Origin of the sequence: Teichococcus oryzae (assembly GCF_008386565.1) — a bacterium.
Taxonomy (GTDB): Bacteria; Pseudomonadota; Alphaproteobacteria; order Acetobacterales; family Acetobacteraceae; genus Pseudoroseomonas; species Pseudoroseomonas oryzae.
On sequence record NZ_VUKA01000001.1, the window covers coordinates 725521 to 738719 of the forward strand.

The 13199-nt window shown below is 71.0% G+C and carries 14 protein-coding genes and 1 other RNA gene; 2 read left to right on the forward strand and 13 right to left on the reverse strand.

From position 1 onward, the window contains the following. Positions 1–3: 3 nt before the first annotated feature. From ftsL to F0Q34_RS03350, 6 genes are all read right to left on the reverse strand, one after another. On the reverse strand, positions 4–819 hold the full coding sequence (gene ftsL, locus F0Q34_RS21715; RefSeq protein WP_161600765.1) for a cell division protein FtsL: 816 nt from the start codon (positions 817–819) through the stop codon (positions 4–6). Next, the gene (gene rsmH, locus F0Q34_RS03330) at positions 819–1754 is read right to left on the reverse strand and encodes a 16S rRNA (cytosine(1402)-N(4))-methyltransferase RsmH (RefSeq protein ID WP_149810694.1); all 936 of its coding nucleotides are present in this window, start codon (positions 1752–1754) and stop codon (positions 819–821) included. Before rsmH ends, ftsL begins: the two co-directional genes overlap by 1 nt. Beyond that, complete coding sequence (mraZ, locus tag F0Q34_RS03335) at positions 1751–2365, reverse strand: division/cell wall cluster transcriptional repressor MraZ (RefSeq protein ID WP_306419372.1); 615 nt, start codon at positions 2363–2365, stop codon at positions 1751–1753. The genes rsmH and mraZ overlap by 4 nt, the downstream gene beginning before the upstream one ends. Positions 2366–2516: 151 nt before the next feature. Further along, an RNA gene (gene rnpB / locus F0Q34_RS03340) (RNase P RNA component class A) lies at positions 2517–2927 on the reverse strand. A 34-nt stretch (positions 2928–2961) separates the two neighbouring features. Further along, entirely contained in the window at positions 2962–3636 is a 675-nt protein-coding gene (locus F0Q34_RS03345; RefSeq protein WP_149811248.1) for an N-acetylmuramoyl-L-alanine amidase, read from the reverse strand. Between the two features lie 104 nt (positions 3637–3740). Continuing rightward, positions 3741–4493, reverse strand: a complete 753-nt coding sequence (locus F0Q34_RS03350; RefSeq protein ID WP_149810695.1) for a TerB family tellurite resistance protein — start codon at positions 4491–4493, stop codon at positions 3741–3743. Positions 4494–4970: 477 nt separating this feature from the next. On the opposite strand from F0Q34_RS03350, the gene F0Q34_RS03355 reads away from it, so the two are divergent. Both F0Q34_RS03355 and F0Q34_RS03360 read left to right on the forward strand, forming a co-directional pair. Then, the gene (locus F0Q34_RS03355) at positions 4971–5246 is read left to right on the forward strand and encodes a hydantoinase B/oxoprolinase family protein (RefSeq protein WP_149810696.1); all 276 of its coding nucleotides are present in this window, start codon (positions 4971–4973) and stop codon (positions 5244–5246) included. Positions 5247–5269: 23 nt separating this feature from the next. Further along, on the forward strand, positions 5270–8158 hold the full coding sequence (locus F0Q34_RS03360) for an AsmA family protein (RefSeq protein WP_161600766.1): 2889 nt from the start codon (positions 5270–5272) through the stop codon (positions 8156–8158). 4 nt (positions 8159–8162) lie between these two features. Here the strand turns inward: F0Q34_RS03360 and F0Q34_RS03365 are convergent, their stop codons facing one another. The 7 genes from F0Q34_RS03365 to F0Q34_RS03395 all read right to left on the reverse strand — a co-directional run bounded on the left by F0Q34_RS03365 (position 8163) and on the right by F0Q34_RS03395 (position 13156). After that, positions 8163–8411, reverse strand: coding sequence for a ribbon-helix-helix domain-containing protein (locus tag F0Q34_RS03365; RefSeq protein ID WP_149810698.1), 249 nt, complete (start codon positions 8409–8411; stop codon positions 8163–8165). Beyond that, complete coding sequence (locus F0Q34_RS03370) at positions 8408–9820, reverse strand: class II fumarate hydratase (protein ID WP_149810699.1); 1413 nt, start codon at positions 9818–9820, stop codon at positions 8408–8410. Before F0Q34_RS03370 ends, F0Q34_RS03365 begins: the two co-directional genes overlap by 4 nt. Before the next feature lie 97 nt (positions 9821–9917). Then, positions 9918–10262 carry a hypothetical protein gene (locus F0Q34_RS03375; RefSeq protein ID WP_149810700.1) on the reverse strand — a complete coding sequence of 115 codons (345 nt, stop codon included), beginning with the start codon at positions 10260–10262 and terminating at the stop codon, positions 9918–9920. A gap of 122 nt (positions 10263–10384) precedes the next feature. After that, positions 10385–10789, reverse strand: coding sequence for a VOC family protein (locus F0Q34_RS03380; RefSeq protein ID WP_149810701.1), 405 nt, complete (start codon positions 10787–10789; stop codon positions 10385–10387). Beyond that, positions 10789–11208, reverse strand: a complete 420-nt coding sequence (locus F0Q34_RS03385) for a RidA family protein (RefSeq protein ID WP_149810702.1) — start codon at positions 11206–11208, stop codon at positions 10789–10791. Before F0Q34_RS03385 ends, F0Q34_RS03380 begins: the two co-directional genes overlap by 1 nt. Positions 11209–11215: 7 nt before the next feature. Continuing rightward, entirely contained in the window at positions 11216–11470 is a 255-nt protein-coding gene (locus F0Q34_RS03390; protein WP_149810703.1) for a DUF2798 domain-containing protein, read from the reverse strand. An 84-nt stretch (positions 11471–11554) separates the two neighbouring features. After that, entirely contained in the window at positions 11555–13156 is a 1602-nt protein-coding gene (locus tag F0Q34_RS03395) for a fumarate hydratase (protein WP_149811249.1), read from the reverse strand. Between the last annotated feature and the right edge of the window lie 43 nt (positions 13157–13199).

Sequence of the window (13199 nt, forward strand, 5' to 3'; positions counted from 1 at the left end):
CGTTCAGCGGCTCCAGCTGCCGGGGGCGACGGGAACCGGGCGGCCGAGTGGCACCGGCGGCGCCAGCGCGGTGCCGGTGTAGCCCAGGGCGGAAGGCTGCGGCGGCGCGGCCATGGCGCGGCCCATGGGCAGTTGCGCAGCGGCCGTCCGCAGCAGGCCGGCATCGTGCCGGGGCTTGGTTTCGGCGATGACCGGCCCGGCCGGGCGGATCGGGCGGGCCACGGAAACCGGCTGTGCCACGGGCGCGGCCTGCGTCGCGGCGGCGACAACCGGGGCGCGGCGCGGCTCGGGGCGCGGCTCAGGGCGGGGTTCCGGCCGCGGCGTGGCGGCCGCGACACGCGCTGCCGGGCGCGGCGCCGCCTCGGCGGTGGCGACCACGGCCGGTGCGACGCTGCGCGCCATGGCGGCGGGCACCGGCGCGGCCTTGGCCGTGGCCGGCTCCTCCGCCGCAGGCTGGGCGGGCGGCACATCAGCCGCCGCCAGGGCGGTTTCCGGGGCGCTGCGGAACAGGTCGACCGGTCCGGCAAAGGCGACAGGGGCGGGCAGGCGCTTCTCAAGGTCCGCCATGCGCAGGAACTGCGAGGGCGTCATGTTTTCCAGCGGCAGATGAACCCGCGCCACCTGCCGGAGCCGGTCCGGCTCGTTCAGCATCGCCCATTCGGCGCGCAGCACCAGGGTGCGCTCCTTGGCGGCGTCGATCTGCTTGGCGATGGTCCGGTATTCGCGCTCCAGCTGCGCGGCCGCGTCCTCCGCCCGGTAGACGTGCCAGCCCACCAGGCTGAAGGCGGTGATGGCAACCATGGTGAGAGGGCGGAACATCAGACCGTCTCCAGTTTTTCGAGCGCCCGCAGGCGGGCCGAGCGGGCGCGCGGGTTGGCCATGGTTTCGACGTCACCCGGCCGCAGGGCCTGGGTGGTGACGAGGCGGAATTCCGGCGATGCCGCCGGAGCCAGGTGGGCGGACGGAGCATGGCGGGAAGCGCCCGGAGCGCGCCCCGCCGCCTGCTGCATGAACCGTTTCACGATGCGGTCCTCCAGCGAATGAAAGGCGACCACGACCAGCCGCCCGCCGGGCGCCAGCAGCTGGGCCGCGCCAGCCAGGCCGCGCTCGACCTCGCCCAGCTCGTCATTGACCTTCAGGCGCAGCGCCTGGAAGGAGCGGGTGGCGCTGTCGATGCCGGAAGGGTCGCGCGGCATCACCGAATGGATGATGCGGGTGAGCTGGCCGGTGGTCTGGATCGGCGCTTCGCGCCGGGCGGCCACAAGGGCGCGGGCGATTCGGCGGGAATGCCGCTCCTCGCCAAAGCGCCACAGGATGTCGGCCAGCTCCGCCTCGGGCAGGCGGTTCACCAGATCGGCGGCCGAGGGGCCGGCCTTCTCCATGCGCATGTCCAGCGGGCCATCGGCGCGAAAGGAAAAGCCACGCTCGGCCTGGTCGATCTGGAAGGAAGACACGCCGAGATCCAGCACCACCCCATCGAGCCGGGTGACGCCCCGCTCCGTGAGCAGTTCGAACATATCGCCGAACCGGCCTTCGATCAGCGCCAGCCGGTCGGGATAGCGCTCCGCCAGGGCGGCGCCGCGGGCAATGGCATCGGGGTCCCGGTCGATGGCGTGCAGGGTGCAGCGGCCAGCTTCCAGGATGGCGCGGGCATAGCCGCCCCCTCCGAAGGTGCCGTCCACATAGGTGCCGCCATCGCGCGGAGCGAGGTGCTCCAGCACTTCCCGCAGCATCACGGGCAGATGGCCGCTCATGCCCCGCCCTCCGGCCGCGCCGGGCCGCGGCCCGGAAGGGTCAGGCCTTTCTCGCCGACACGGGCGCGGGCCTGGCTGTTGCGCTGCCTGGCGGCCTCGGGATCCCAGATCTGGAACTTCTTGCCCATGCCGATGAAGGCGACGCTTTCCTGCAGGCCGGCATGCGCGATCAGCGCTTCCGGCATCATGATCCGGCCTTCCGAATCCGGCCGCATGGGGTGGGCGTCGGCATACAGGGTGGCGGCGAAATCCTCACGCTCTTCTGAGAACTCATCGAAGTTTTCAAGCTTCTCGACCAGGTCATCAAAGGCGCGGCTGGTGTATGCTTCGATGCAGGCCTCGCGGTGCGAGGGCACGAAGATCAGTTCGTCCGATTCGGCCCGGGTGAGTTCGGCGCGAAAGGGCGCCGGGACGGAAACCCGCCCTTTCCGATCCAGCCGATTGACGTGAGTGCCCAGGAACCGGGTCATCGAAAGCCGCCATGCCCCCCTGCGGCAATGATCCAAGTCGGCGGGCCGGAAAGCGGCCGGCAGGGCCCCCCGACCCCACCGGCACACCCGACCATCCCCTGGTTTTCGATCCCTCGCCCCCCCGAGCTCCGGACCGTTCATGGGATAACATGGAGACTACCTGGGATAGCATGGGCCTTCAAGTGAAAACCCAATGATCACGTGGGCGCGAGAGCAAGAAAAATCATGCGATTACGCGGCGTCGTGTGAGCCGCGTATGATCGGGTCCATCAATCGTGACGGGGAGGGGAAAAGCGTCAGGGGGCCTGTAAGCCGGGTTCTGTCCGATCCGCCCCCGAAGGAGAGAATCGAGGCGACCATTCCTCTGGGACACGCCTCGCGGCGTGCCTCTCGCGGCCAACCCGGGCGACGGGGCGAGAATGCCCCTGCGTCACGATTCCAGGGAATCGCCGCCGGCCGCCCCTATTCGGCCTTGCTCCCGGTGGGGTTTACCGTGCCGCCCCTGTTGCCAGGGGCGCGGTGCGCTCTTACCACACCGTTTCACCCTTACCGGGGCGGCAAGCCGGCCCGGCGGTTTGATTTCTGTGGCACTTTCCCTGGGGTCGCCCCCGCCGGCCGTTGACCGGCACCGTATTCCCGTGGAGCCCGGACTTTCCTCCAGCCCCGGGATCTACCCGGAACCAGCGGCCGCCCGGCCCCCTGACGCGCGGCGGATGTGTGCCGCCGCGGCCGGGAAGTCAATCGGCCTTTTCGTTGGTTGGCCGTTCCGCCAGCGCGGCGACCGCTTCCAGCCGCGCCAGCGTGCCGGCATCGGGTTGGCCATCGATCCGTTCCTGCCGCCAGTGCCGTTGGAAGGCGGTGAGGGCGAGGTCCAGCCGCGCCGCATCCACGGGGTAGCCGATGCGCGCCAGCAGCTCCGCCGCCCGCGCCGCGCCCCCGGCCGGCAGCGCCGTGTCCTCGGCCGGCACGGCGGCGGGCCAAAGGCCGATGCCCTGGCTGGCCAGTCCTTCCCAGTCAAAAAGCTCGCCCGGGTCCTGCTTCCGATCGGGCGCGATGTCGCTGTGCGCCACCACGTTGCGCGCCGGAATCGGGTGCCGGCCCAGGATGTCGAGGCACAACTCGGCCACCGCCGCCATCTGCAGCAGGGGAAAGGGCCGGTAGCCCCATTCATGGCCGGGATTGACCACCTCGATGCCGATGGAGCGGCCGTTCAGCAGCGCATGCCCTCGCCAGAAGGACCGCCCGGCATGCCAGGCGCGCCGCGTTTCCGGCACGAGCTGCCAGATCAGGCCGTCTTCCTCGACAAGGTAGTGGCAGGAAACGCGCGGCAGGCCCTCGGGCGGGGAGGGGTCGCAAAGCCGGTCCAGTGCCGCGCGGCTGGTGGGCATGCCGGTGTAATGCAGCACCAGCATGTCGATGGGCCCTTCGGGCCGCTCATCCTGGTTCGGGCTGGGGCGCTGCCGGTATTCGGGCGGCGGCGCGGCGGCACGCCAGGAAACCCCGTCCGGGGCGCCTGTCACAGGCGACGTTCCCGCTTGACACGGTCCCAGGCGGCGTTGATCTCGGCCACCCGCTCGGAGGCGCGGCGCACCATCTCGGCAGGCACTCCGCGTGCCGCCAGGCTGTCCGGGTGGTGTTCGCGCATCAGCCGGCGCCAGGCCAGCCGCACTTCCTCGTCGGAAACGGAGGGCGCCACGCCCAGCACGCGGTACGGATCAGGCGCATAGGACGGGGTGGGCGGGATCTGCTGCTGCCGCGCCCGCTCGCCAGCGGTCGCGTCCAGGCCGAAGGCTTCGCGCACCTTGGCCAGGAAGGCGGCCTCGCCACGGGTCATCGGGCCATCGGCGCGGGCGATCTGGTGCAGCGCGGCCAGCACTTCCTCCAGCATGGCGCGGTTGTCGGCGAAAACCTCCCCCATGCGGCGGGCGAAGGGCTCGAAGCCCTGCGGGTCCTCGCGCGCCTTGTCGAACAGGATGCCGACATGGCGCTGGTTCTCGGGCGGAATGCGGAAGGCGCGCTTGAAGGCGTTGATCTCCTCGCGCTTCACCGCGCCATCCGACTTGGCCAGCTTGGCGGACAACACGATGACGCCGATGGAGAAAAGCTGATCGCGGTTGGTGATGCGGGCCAACGCCTCGGGCCGGACGTCGAGTTCGGGCGCGCGCCCGTTCTCCGCCGCATGGCCAAGCGCCGCGCCCACCACGGCGCCGAAAGGCCCGCCCATGGCGAAGCCTGTCATGCCGCCCAGGATCTTGCCCCAGAAACTCAAGGCTGAATTGCCCCCACCCCGTCCGCCGCCCAAACGGCCATCGCCGGATACCCCTAACATGCCACCACGCCGCCTGCCATGGCGCCAGGAACCTCTTGTGACCCCGTAAGCGTGAGCGCAAGCGGCTGTGAAGCCCTTGCGCCCGGCGCGCCCGGAGGCCACACGGGAGCGGGAGGGGTGGAGGCGGGAATGAGCGTTGCAGTTCGGCAATTCCGGAGCGGCCTTGCAGGCAGGTTCACGGGCATCGCGGCCTGTTATCCGCGACATCGTGTTGTCCGTCCTGGGCCATTCCCTGGCGCCATGAAGCGGCGGATGTTGCCCGGATGGGATGTTGCCCTACATCCGGTCTCCCGCATTGCCGCCGAAGGCGCCGGCACCATCCCGCATAAGTATATAAGGCAAGCGAACGTACAACCAAGCGATGCCGTTCATCATCCTGCGCAATTCCGGGGGAAGGTGGCTGGCGCGGGGCCTGACTTGCCGCGCAGCGCGGCCACCACGCCCGTCAGGCGGGGCGCTGGCGAGGAAATCCTGTTCTTTGGCCATCGCCGGGGCCACCATGCCCTCGTCAGCGGCCTGGTTCCCGGCTCAGCCCTGCCGGATGCCACGATCCTTGGGGAGAAAGGCGTGGTGATCGACGACGTCCTGCCGGCGAATGGCGGCTGCGTCCTGCCGAGGCGCGCCCGTCCGGCGGCGGCCGGGGCATCCCGCCCTGGACCATCCGGCGGCAACCGGGGGGCCTTCCGCGGCTGATGCAGCCTTCCGCTTCCCGATCCGTGTTCCGCGTCCTTGCCGTCACGGTCCTGCTGCTGCTGCCGCTTCTGGTGCTGGCGGCGCTGTGGTTCGGGCCCCGCCTGACCGATTGGAACGAGCACCGGGACCGCCTGGCCATCCTCGCGGCCGGGCGGCTGGGCCAGCCCGTCACGCTGGAAGGGCCGGTGCGGCTGGTGTTGCTGCCGCAACCCATGCTGGAGGCGGGCGGCGTCACCATCGGCGGCCCCGATGGGGAAGTGTCCGTTCAGGCGCAGGCCCTGCGGCTGCGGCTCGACTGGGTGGCGCTGCTGCGGCTGCAACTGGAGCCAAGGGAGATCGCGGTGGTTGGCGCCGAGATCCGGCTGCCCTGGCCGCCAAGCCCTGGCCAGCCCTTCCGCCCGCCACCCTGGCTCACCACGTTGCAGGGCCGCATCCAGGACAGCCAGGTGGAGATGGGCGGTCTCCGGCTCGACCAGGTGCAGGCCACCCTGACAGCCAGCGGCCCGAATGACGCCTTGCGCATCCAGGGCAGCTTCCGCTGGCGCCAGAAGGAGGCTGGGTTCGAGGCCACGCTGGGCCGCCCGGGGCTGGATGGCATCGCGCCACTGGCCCTGACGCTGACGGCGGCGCGCGCCTCGCTTTCGGCCAGCGGCGTGCTGCTTCCCGAGGGGGGCTTCGAGGGCAGCCTGCAAGGCGGGGGAAGCGACCTGTCGGCGCTGTTGCCGGCGCCGCAAGGCAGCTTCCGCCTGCGCGGCCGCTTGTCCGTCACCGCCGAGCTGCTGACCGCCGACGAGCTGGCGCTGGACCTTGGCGGCGCGCCGGTGCGCGGCGCGGCCACGCTGCGGGTCGCGCCCGCGCCGCGGATCGACCTCGCGCTCAGTGCCGGGCGGCTGGAGCTGGACCCCTGGGTGGCGGCGCTGCGGCAGGCGGGGCGGGTGCCGCTGCCCTTCGGCCTCGATCTGTCCGCCGAGGCGGCGGACTACCGCGGGATGACGCTTCGCCGCCTGCGTGGCGCCGCTTTTCTGGAAGGCGACCGGCTGACGCTGACCGACCTTGGTGCCCTGCTGCCGGGCGACACGGAGGTGACGCTGAACGGCACCACCGCCCGCGCCGCGGAAGCGGTGCAGGGCGTGGCTCCCGCCGCACGGCTGGAAGTGTCCGGGCGGTTCCGCGGGGAAGACCTGCGCGCCACCCTGGCCGCGCTGGGGGCGCCGCTGGCCGGGATCGATCCGGCCCGGCTGCGTCGGGGGGAGGGGCGGTTCCGCCTCACCCTGGATGGCAACCAGATCGGCATGCCGGAATTCGCCGCCGTGCTGGATGGAGGACGGGTTTCCGGCGCCGGGACGCTGCGGCTGGGCGCCCGGCCGGCGCTGGGCCTGGGGCTGAACCTGGAGCGGCTGGCGCTGGATGGATGGCTGCCGCCGGGCACCGGCTGGGCCGACATCCAGGCGCGCCTGGCGGGGCTGGATGCCAATCTGCGCCTTTCGGCCGAGCAGGCGAGTTGGCACCAGTTGGCCGTGGGCGGCCTGTCCGCCGATCTGTCGCTGGAAAGCGGCCGGCTGACGGCGCGCCGCCTGGCCGGGCGCGTGGCGGAAACGGATCTTGTCCTGTCGGGGGTGGCGCAGCTGGGGGAAGTGCCGCGTTTGGCGGAACTGGCACTGGAAGCCACCGCCGAGCGTGGCGCGCCGATGATCGCCCTGCTGTCGCGAACGGGCACGGAATTGCCGCCGCTGGCGGATGGTCGGCTGGCGCTGCGCCTGTCCGGCAACGGGCCGCCTGGTGCGCTGGCGCTGCAAGGCAGCCTGGACCTCGGCGACCTGCGGGCGGAGGCGCATGGCACGCTGGACCTGCCGGCGGCCCGGTATGCGGGGGCGGTGACGTTGCGCCATCCCGGCGCGCCACGGCTGTTGCAGGAAGCCTTTGGCCGCCAGTCCCCCGCCTGGCTGGGCGAGGGCTCGTTCTCGCTGGCCGGCAACGTGGCGATGCGGCTGGCGGGGGCGCAGCAGGAATGGTCCGCCAGCCATTTCGACCTGATCGCCGCCGGCCTCAGGGTCGGCGGCCAGGTGCAGGCGGTTCTCGGCGAGGGGGTTCCCCGCTTCACCGGGCGGGTGGTGGCCGACACGCTGCCCTTGCCCGGCTTCGATCCCGCCTCGCGCGAGCCGCTGGACCTCGCGGCCCTGACCGGCCTTGAGGCTGAGCTGGCGGTGGTGGCGCACCGGGTGGAGCCCTTCGGGTTGCCGGCGCTGCAAGGCGCCTCGGCCCAGCTTCGCCTGTCCGGCGGCACGCTGCGGCTGGATGGGCTGCAGGCCCGGCTGGCCGGTGGCGCCCTGGGCGGGACGCTACGGGTGGAAGGCGCTACCAGCCCCCCGGCGATCACCCTGCAGGGCAAGCTGGGCGGCGTGCCGGTGACCGGCCCCCTGACGGGCCTGCCCGTGGACCTGCGGGCTGGCCAGATCGAAGCCGAGGCGGCGTTGCGCGCCGCCGGGTTCAGCCCGGCCGCGCTGCTGGCGACGCTGGCGGGCGAGGGGCGGTTGTCGGTCCGCGACGGGGTGCTGGAAGGGGTGGATCTGCGCGCCCTTCTCGCCGCGGCCGGGGCGCCGTCGATGCCGGAAGCGGAAAGCAGGATGCGCCACGCCCTGTCGGAGGGCGCCACCGGATTCGAGGCACTGGACGCCACGATCACGCTGGAGGCGGGCCGCGCCGTTCTGCGCGACGGCCGGCTGGCCGTGGCCGAGACGCCCGGCGCCAGCCTTCAAGGTGAGGTGGATCTGGCGCGGGGCGGGCTGAACCTTCTGTTGTCCGTGCAGGATGGCGATGCCCCGCCCTTCGGCCTGCGGCTGGGCGGCACCACGGGGGCGCCCCGGCCTGTGCCGGAACTGGCCGAATGGCTGCGCTGGCGCGCCGCCCGCTGACCCATCATCCGGGCACCGGCCCGGTCTGCGCCGCTTCCTCCTGCGACAGCAGGGCGTGCACCCGCAGCGCGCTGGCGAGGGGAAGGTCGGGCTCCGTGCGGGCGGCGTCGACCTGCTGCACCAGGGCGGAAAGCGCCAGCCGCCGGGCCCGCGCCAGCGCTTCCAGCGCGCTCCAGAAGGCCGGCTCCAGCGCCACGCTGGTGCGGTGGCCGGCCAGGGTGAAGGACCGCTTCTGCAGATGCGGCCCGGTCATCCGGCCCCCGCCAGCGTCGCTCCGGGGGCCACCATCTCCTCCGGCTTGACCCAGCGGTCGAAATCCTCCGGCGAGACATGGCCGAGCTGGGCGGCCGCGTCCCGCAGCGTCAGGTTCTCGGCCAGGGCCTTCTTGCCGATCTGCACCGCCTTGTCATAGCCGATGCGCGGGTTCAGCACCGTCACCAGCATCAGCGACTTGGCGAGGTTCTCGGCGATGCGCGGCCGGTTCGGCTCCAGCTTGTCCACCATGTTGCGGGCGAAGCTTTCGGCCACATCGGCCAGCAACATCGCCGATTGCAGCGTGGCGTTGATGATGACGGGCTTGAAGACGTTGAGTTCCAGGTGGCCCTGGGCGCCGGCCACCGTGACCGTCGTGTGGTTGCCCATCACCTGCGCGGCCACCATGGTCATGGCCTCCGACTGCGTCGGGTTGGTCTTGCCCGGCATGATGGAGGAGGAAAGGCCATCGGCCGGGATCAGCAGCTCGGCGAAGCCCGAGCGCGGGCCGCTGCCCAGCAGCCGGATGTCGTTCGCCACCTTGTTCAGCGACACGGCGACCGTGTTCAGCACGCCCATCAGTTCGACGAAGCTGTCCTCGGCGCCCATGCCCTCGAACTTGTTGGGGTTGGGCTGGAAGTCGAGGCCGGTCAGCGCCCGGACATGTTCGCAGAACGCGGTGTCGAAATCCTTGTGGCGGTTCAGCCCGGTGCCGACGGCGGTGCCGCCCTGGGGCAGCAGCAGCAGCCGGGGCAGGGCGCCTCGCAGGCGGTCCTGGCCATGCGCCACCTGCGCCGCCCAGGCGGCGAATTCCTGGCCCAGCGTCACCGGCACCGCATCCATCAGATGGGTGCGCCCGACCTTGACGATGTCGTCCCATTCCCGCGCCCGCTTCTCCAGGGAAGCGCGCAGCACGCCAAGCGCCGGGATCAGGCGCTGCACCACGGCCTCCGCCGCGGCGATGTGCATCGCGGTCGGGAAGCTGTCGTTGGAGGACTGGCCGCGATTGACGTGATCATTCGGGTGCACCGGCTTCCGGGTGCCGAGCTTCTGGCCCAGCATCTCGTTGGCGCGGTTCGAGATCACCTCATTGGCGTTCATGTTGGTCTGGGTGCCGGAGCCGGTCTGCCACACCGGCAGGGGGAAATCGGCGTCCCGCTGCCCCGCCGCGATCTCGGCGGCGGCGGCGATGATCGGGTCGGCGACCTCGGCCGGCAGTTCGCCCAGGGCCTTGTTGGCCTCGGCGGCGGCCTGCTTCTGCAGGCCCACGGCGCGGATCAGGATGCGGGGGAAGCGCTCCTCCCCGATCCGGAACAGGCGGCGGGCACGTTCGGTCTGTGGTCCCCAGTAGCGCCCGGCCTCGATCTCGATCGTGCCGAGGCTGTCGGTTTCGGTACGGGTATCGGCCATATGCGGATCTCTCCTTGCAACAGGGAGATCAGGTCAGCTGGGCAATTCTCAAGGGCCAGAAACGAAAGGGCCGGCCCCGCGGCCAGCCCCACCTGGATCACCAGCCGTAATAGTGCCGTGGCGGCGGAGGCGGCGGCGCGTAGTAGTAGACCTGCGGCGGCGGTGCATACACCACGGGCGGCGGCGCATACACGACCGGGGGCGGTGCGTAATAAATCCGGGGTGGCGGGGGCGGCGCGTAATAGGCGACGGGCGGCGGCGGCGGCGAAGCCAGGGCCGCGCCGGCCAGGGCGCCGACCGCCAGCCCACCGATGATCCCGGCGGCGACGGCGCCGCCATTGGAGCCGCGGCGGTGCCAGCCGCCGGCCTCGGCGGTGGGGGCTGCCAGCATCAGCGCCGCGCCCAACGCCACCGCCAGGCTCGCGGAACGAAGCATTCTCATGCTCGGGGCCTCCTGAACTGCATGAACGCCATCATAGCAGCGATCGGCGCTGAATTGTGGCGCAGTTGGGGCTTCGGCGTGACGCTTTCCCGGGCGCCTGGATCGCTGGGGCTGCGCCGCCTTCAGGCAGCGGGGCCGTAGGTGGCGATCTCGATCAGGTTGCCATCCGGGTCGCGGCAATAAACCGAGGTGATCGGCCCGAACGCGCCGGCCTTGGGCACCGGGCCGGCCTCCACTGTGACGCCGCAATCATGCAGATGGGCGATCACGTCCTGTGCCGTCACCGCCACCACGAAGCACAGATCCTGGCTGCCGGGGATCGGGGCCACGCCGGTGAACCATTCCTCCTGAGTCGCGGTTTGCGGGCGCAGGTTCAGCTTCTGGCCGCCGAACTTCAGGGCGGTGCGGCGATGCTCCCCGAAAGCGGCGCGCTCCATGCCCAGCACGCGCTGGTACCAGGAGGCGCTTTTCTCCAGATCGGCGCAGGTGATCACCAGATGGTCCAGCCGGTCGACCGCGAAACGCATCAGGCCTGTCCCCCTTCATGTTGGTCCACGGGGACGGGGCCGTGCTGCGCCGTCACCTCGATCTCGATCCGCATCGCGCCTTCCTGCAGGCCCGCATGGATGAGCGTGGCGGCGGGGCGGATCGCGCCCAGCCATTTCCGCGTCACCGGCCAGCAGGCCGGCCAATCCTCGCGGCGCGGCACGATGTAGGTCACGCGCACCACCTGCTCCATGCCGGCGCCGGCCTGGGCCAGCGCCGCGGCGATGTTGCGGAAGCATTGCTCGCATTGTTCCGCCACGCCCTCCGGCATGGTCATGGTGGCATAGTCATAGCCGGTGGTGCCGGAAACATGCACGAAATCCCCGACGGCCACGGCCCGCGAATAACCGATCTCCGCCTCGAAGCGGCTGCCGGAGGAGATCAGGCGGCGGGGTGTCACGGCCGGCTCAACCCGCGCTTTCCACCAGCCGCGACGTCAGGCGCCGGGCCAGGGGAAGCGCGAGAAGCAGGGTCGGGAAGGCGATCAGCCAGGACACGGCCCAGCTGGATGGCCAACTCGCCAGCGCCTCGGCGGTGAAGCCCAGCGCCTTCAGCGTCGCCACCCCGGACACCACGCAGGTCATGATGATGGAAAGCAGGAGCGGCATCACCAGCCCGCCGAAGCGGGCCGGCACCCTGATCGATAAAGGCGAATGCGGCATCCGGGTCCTTCCGCTGGTTGGCCGGCCGCGCTCATCTTCGCTGCAACGCGGCCGGCGTCCCTCCAGGGGTGGCGAAGGGCAGGCTTATTCCAGCCCTTCGTAGAAGTCGTTGCCCTTGTCGTCCACCACGATAAAGGCCGGGAAGTCCTCGACCTGGATCTTCCAGATCGCCTCCATGCCGAGCTCGGGATATTCCAGCACCTCGACCTTCCGGATACAGTCCTGCGCCAGCCGGGCCGCCGGGCCACCCACCGAGCCGAGGTAGAAGCCGCCATGCTGCTTGCAGGCATTGGTCACGGCCTTGGAGCGGTTGCCCTTGGCCAGCATGACCAGGCTGCCGCCGGCGGCCTGGAAGGCGGCCACGTAGCTGTCCATGCGCCCGGCCGTTGTCGGGCCGAAGGAGCCGGTGGGCATGCCCTCGGGCGTCTTGGCCGGGCCGGCGTAGTAGACCGGATGGTCCTTGATGTATTGCGGCAGGCCCTCGCCACGGTCGAGCCGCTCCTGCAGCTTGGCGTGGGCGATGTCGCGCGCCACGACAATGGTGCCGGTCAGCGAGACGCGGGTCTTCACCGGGTGGCGCGACAGCTCGGCGCGGATCTCGTCCATCGGGCGGTTGAGGTCGATCTTCACCACCTCGCCGCCCAGGATCTCATCCGTGGCCTCGGGCAGGAAACGGGCGGGGTCGTGCTCCAGCTCCTCGATGAACACGCCCTCCGGCGTGATCTTGGCCTTCACCTGGCGGTCGGCTGAGCAGGACACGCCGATGCCGATCGGCAGGGACGCGCCGTGTCGCGGCAGGCGGACAACGCGCACGTCGTGGCAGAAATACTTGCCACCGAACTGCGCGCCGATGCCGAGGTTCTGGGTCAGCTTGTGGACCTGCGCTTCCAACTCGGGGTCGCGGATGGCATGGCCCGCCTTGCTGCCCACCGTCGGCAGCTCATCCAGGTAGCGGGTGGAGGCGAGCTTCACCGTCTTCAGCGTGGTCTCGGCCGAGGTGCCGCCGATCACGATCGCCAGGTGGTAGGGCGGGCAGGCCGAGGTGCCCAGCGTCTTGATCTTCTCCTCCAGGAACTTCAGCAGCTTCTCCGGGTGCAGCACGGCGCGGGTCTGCTGGTAGAGGAAGGTCTTGTTGGCCGAGCCGCCGCCCTTGAGGACGAACATCATGTGGAACTCGTCCGCATGGTACTCGCCGGGGGAGGCGTAGATGTCGAACTGCACCGGCAGGTTGTTGCCGGTGTTCACCTCCTCGAAGGTCGAGAGCGGCGCCATCTGCGAGTAGCGCAGGTTGGTCTCGGTATAGGTGCGGTGGACGCCGTAGCTCAGCGCCTCCTCCTCATTGCCCTCGACCCAGACGCGCTGGCCCTTCTTGCCGAACACGATGGCGGTGCCGGTGTCCTGGCACATGGGCAGCTTGCCGCCGGCGGCGATGGAGGCGTTCTTCAGCAGGTCCAGCGCCACGAAGCGGTCATTGGCGCTGGCCTCCGGGTCCTTCAGGATGTTGGAGAGCTGCTGCAGGTGGCTGGGGCGCAGGAAGTGGGACACTTCCCGGCAGGCGGTGAAGGCCAGTTCCTCCAGCGCCTTGGGCGACACCTTCAGCACCGTCTTGCCATCGACCTCGACCGTCCGGATGCCCTCGATCGGCAGGCGGCGGTAGCGGGTCTTGTCTTCCCCCAGCGGCGTCATCGGGCTGTACAGGAAGTTGCCCGGGCGCTGCGGGCTGACCGGG

Excerpts from the sequence above, each read along its gene's own strand:
- F0Q34_RS03380 (WP_149810701.1), bottom strand. The coding sequence starts at position 10,789 with ATGCGTTTCGCGGTCGACCGGCTGGACCATCTGGTGATCACCTGCGCC.
- ftsL (WP_161600765.1), bottom strand. The coding sequence starts at position 819 with ATGTTCCGCCCTCTCACCATGGTTGCCATCACCGCCTTCAGCCTGGTG.
- F0Q34_RS03395 (WP_149811249.1), bottom strand. The coding sequence starts at position 13,156 with ATGACGCCGCTGGGGGAAGACAAGACCCGCTACCGCCGCCTGCCGATC.
- F0Q34_RS03345 (WP_149811248.1), bottom strand. The coding sequence starts at position 3,636 with ATGCTGGTGCTGCATTACACCGGCATGCCCACCAGCCGCGCGGCACTG.
- F0Q34_RS03365 (WP_149810698.1), bottom strand. The coding sequence starts at position 8,411 with ATGACCGGGCCGCATCTGCAGAAGCGGTCCTTCACCCTGGCCGGCCAC.
- F0Q34_RS03375 (WP_149810700.1), bottom strand. The coding sequence starts at position 10,262 with ATGAGAATGCTTCGTTCCGCGAGCCTGGCGGTGGCGTTGGGCGCGGCG.
- rsmH (WP_149810694.1), bottom strand. The coding sequence starts at position 1,754 with ATGAGCGGCCATCTGCCCGTGATGCTGCGGGAAGTGCTGGAGCACCTC.
- F0Q34_RS03390 (WP_149810703.1), bottom strand. The coding sequence starts at position 11,470 with ATGCCGCATTCGCCTTTATCGATCAGGGTGCCGGCCCGCTTCGGCGGG.
- F0Q34_RS03370 (WP_149810699.1), bottom strand. The coding sequence starts at position 9,820 with ATGGCCGATACCCGTACCGAAACCGACAGCCTCGGCACGATCGAGATC.
- mraZ (WP_306419372.1), bottom strand. The coding sequence starts at position 2,365 with ATGAACGGTCCGGAGCTCGGGGGGGCGAGGGATCGAAAACCAGGGGAT.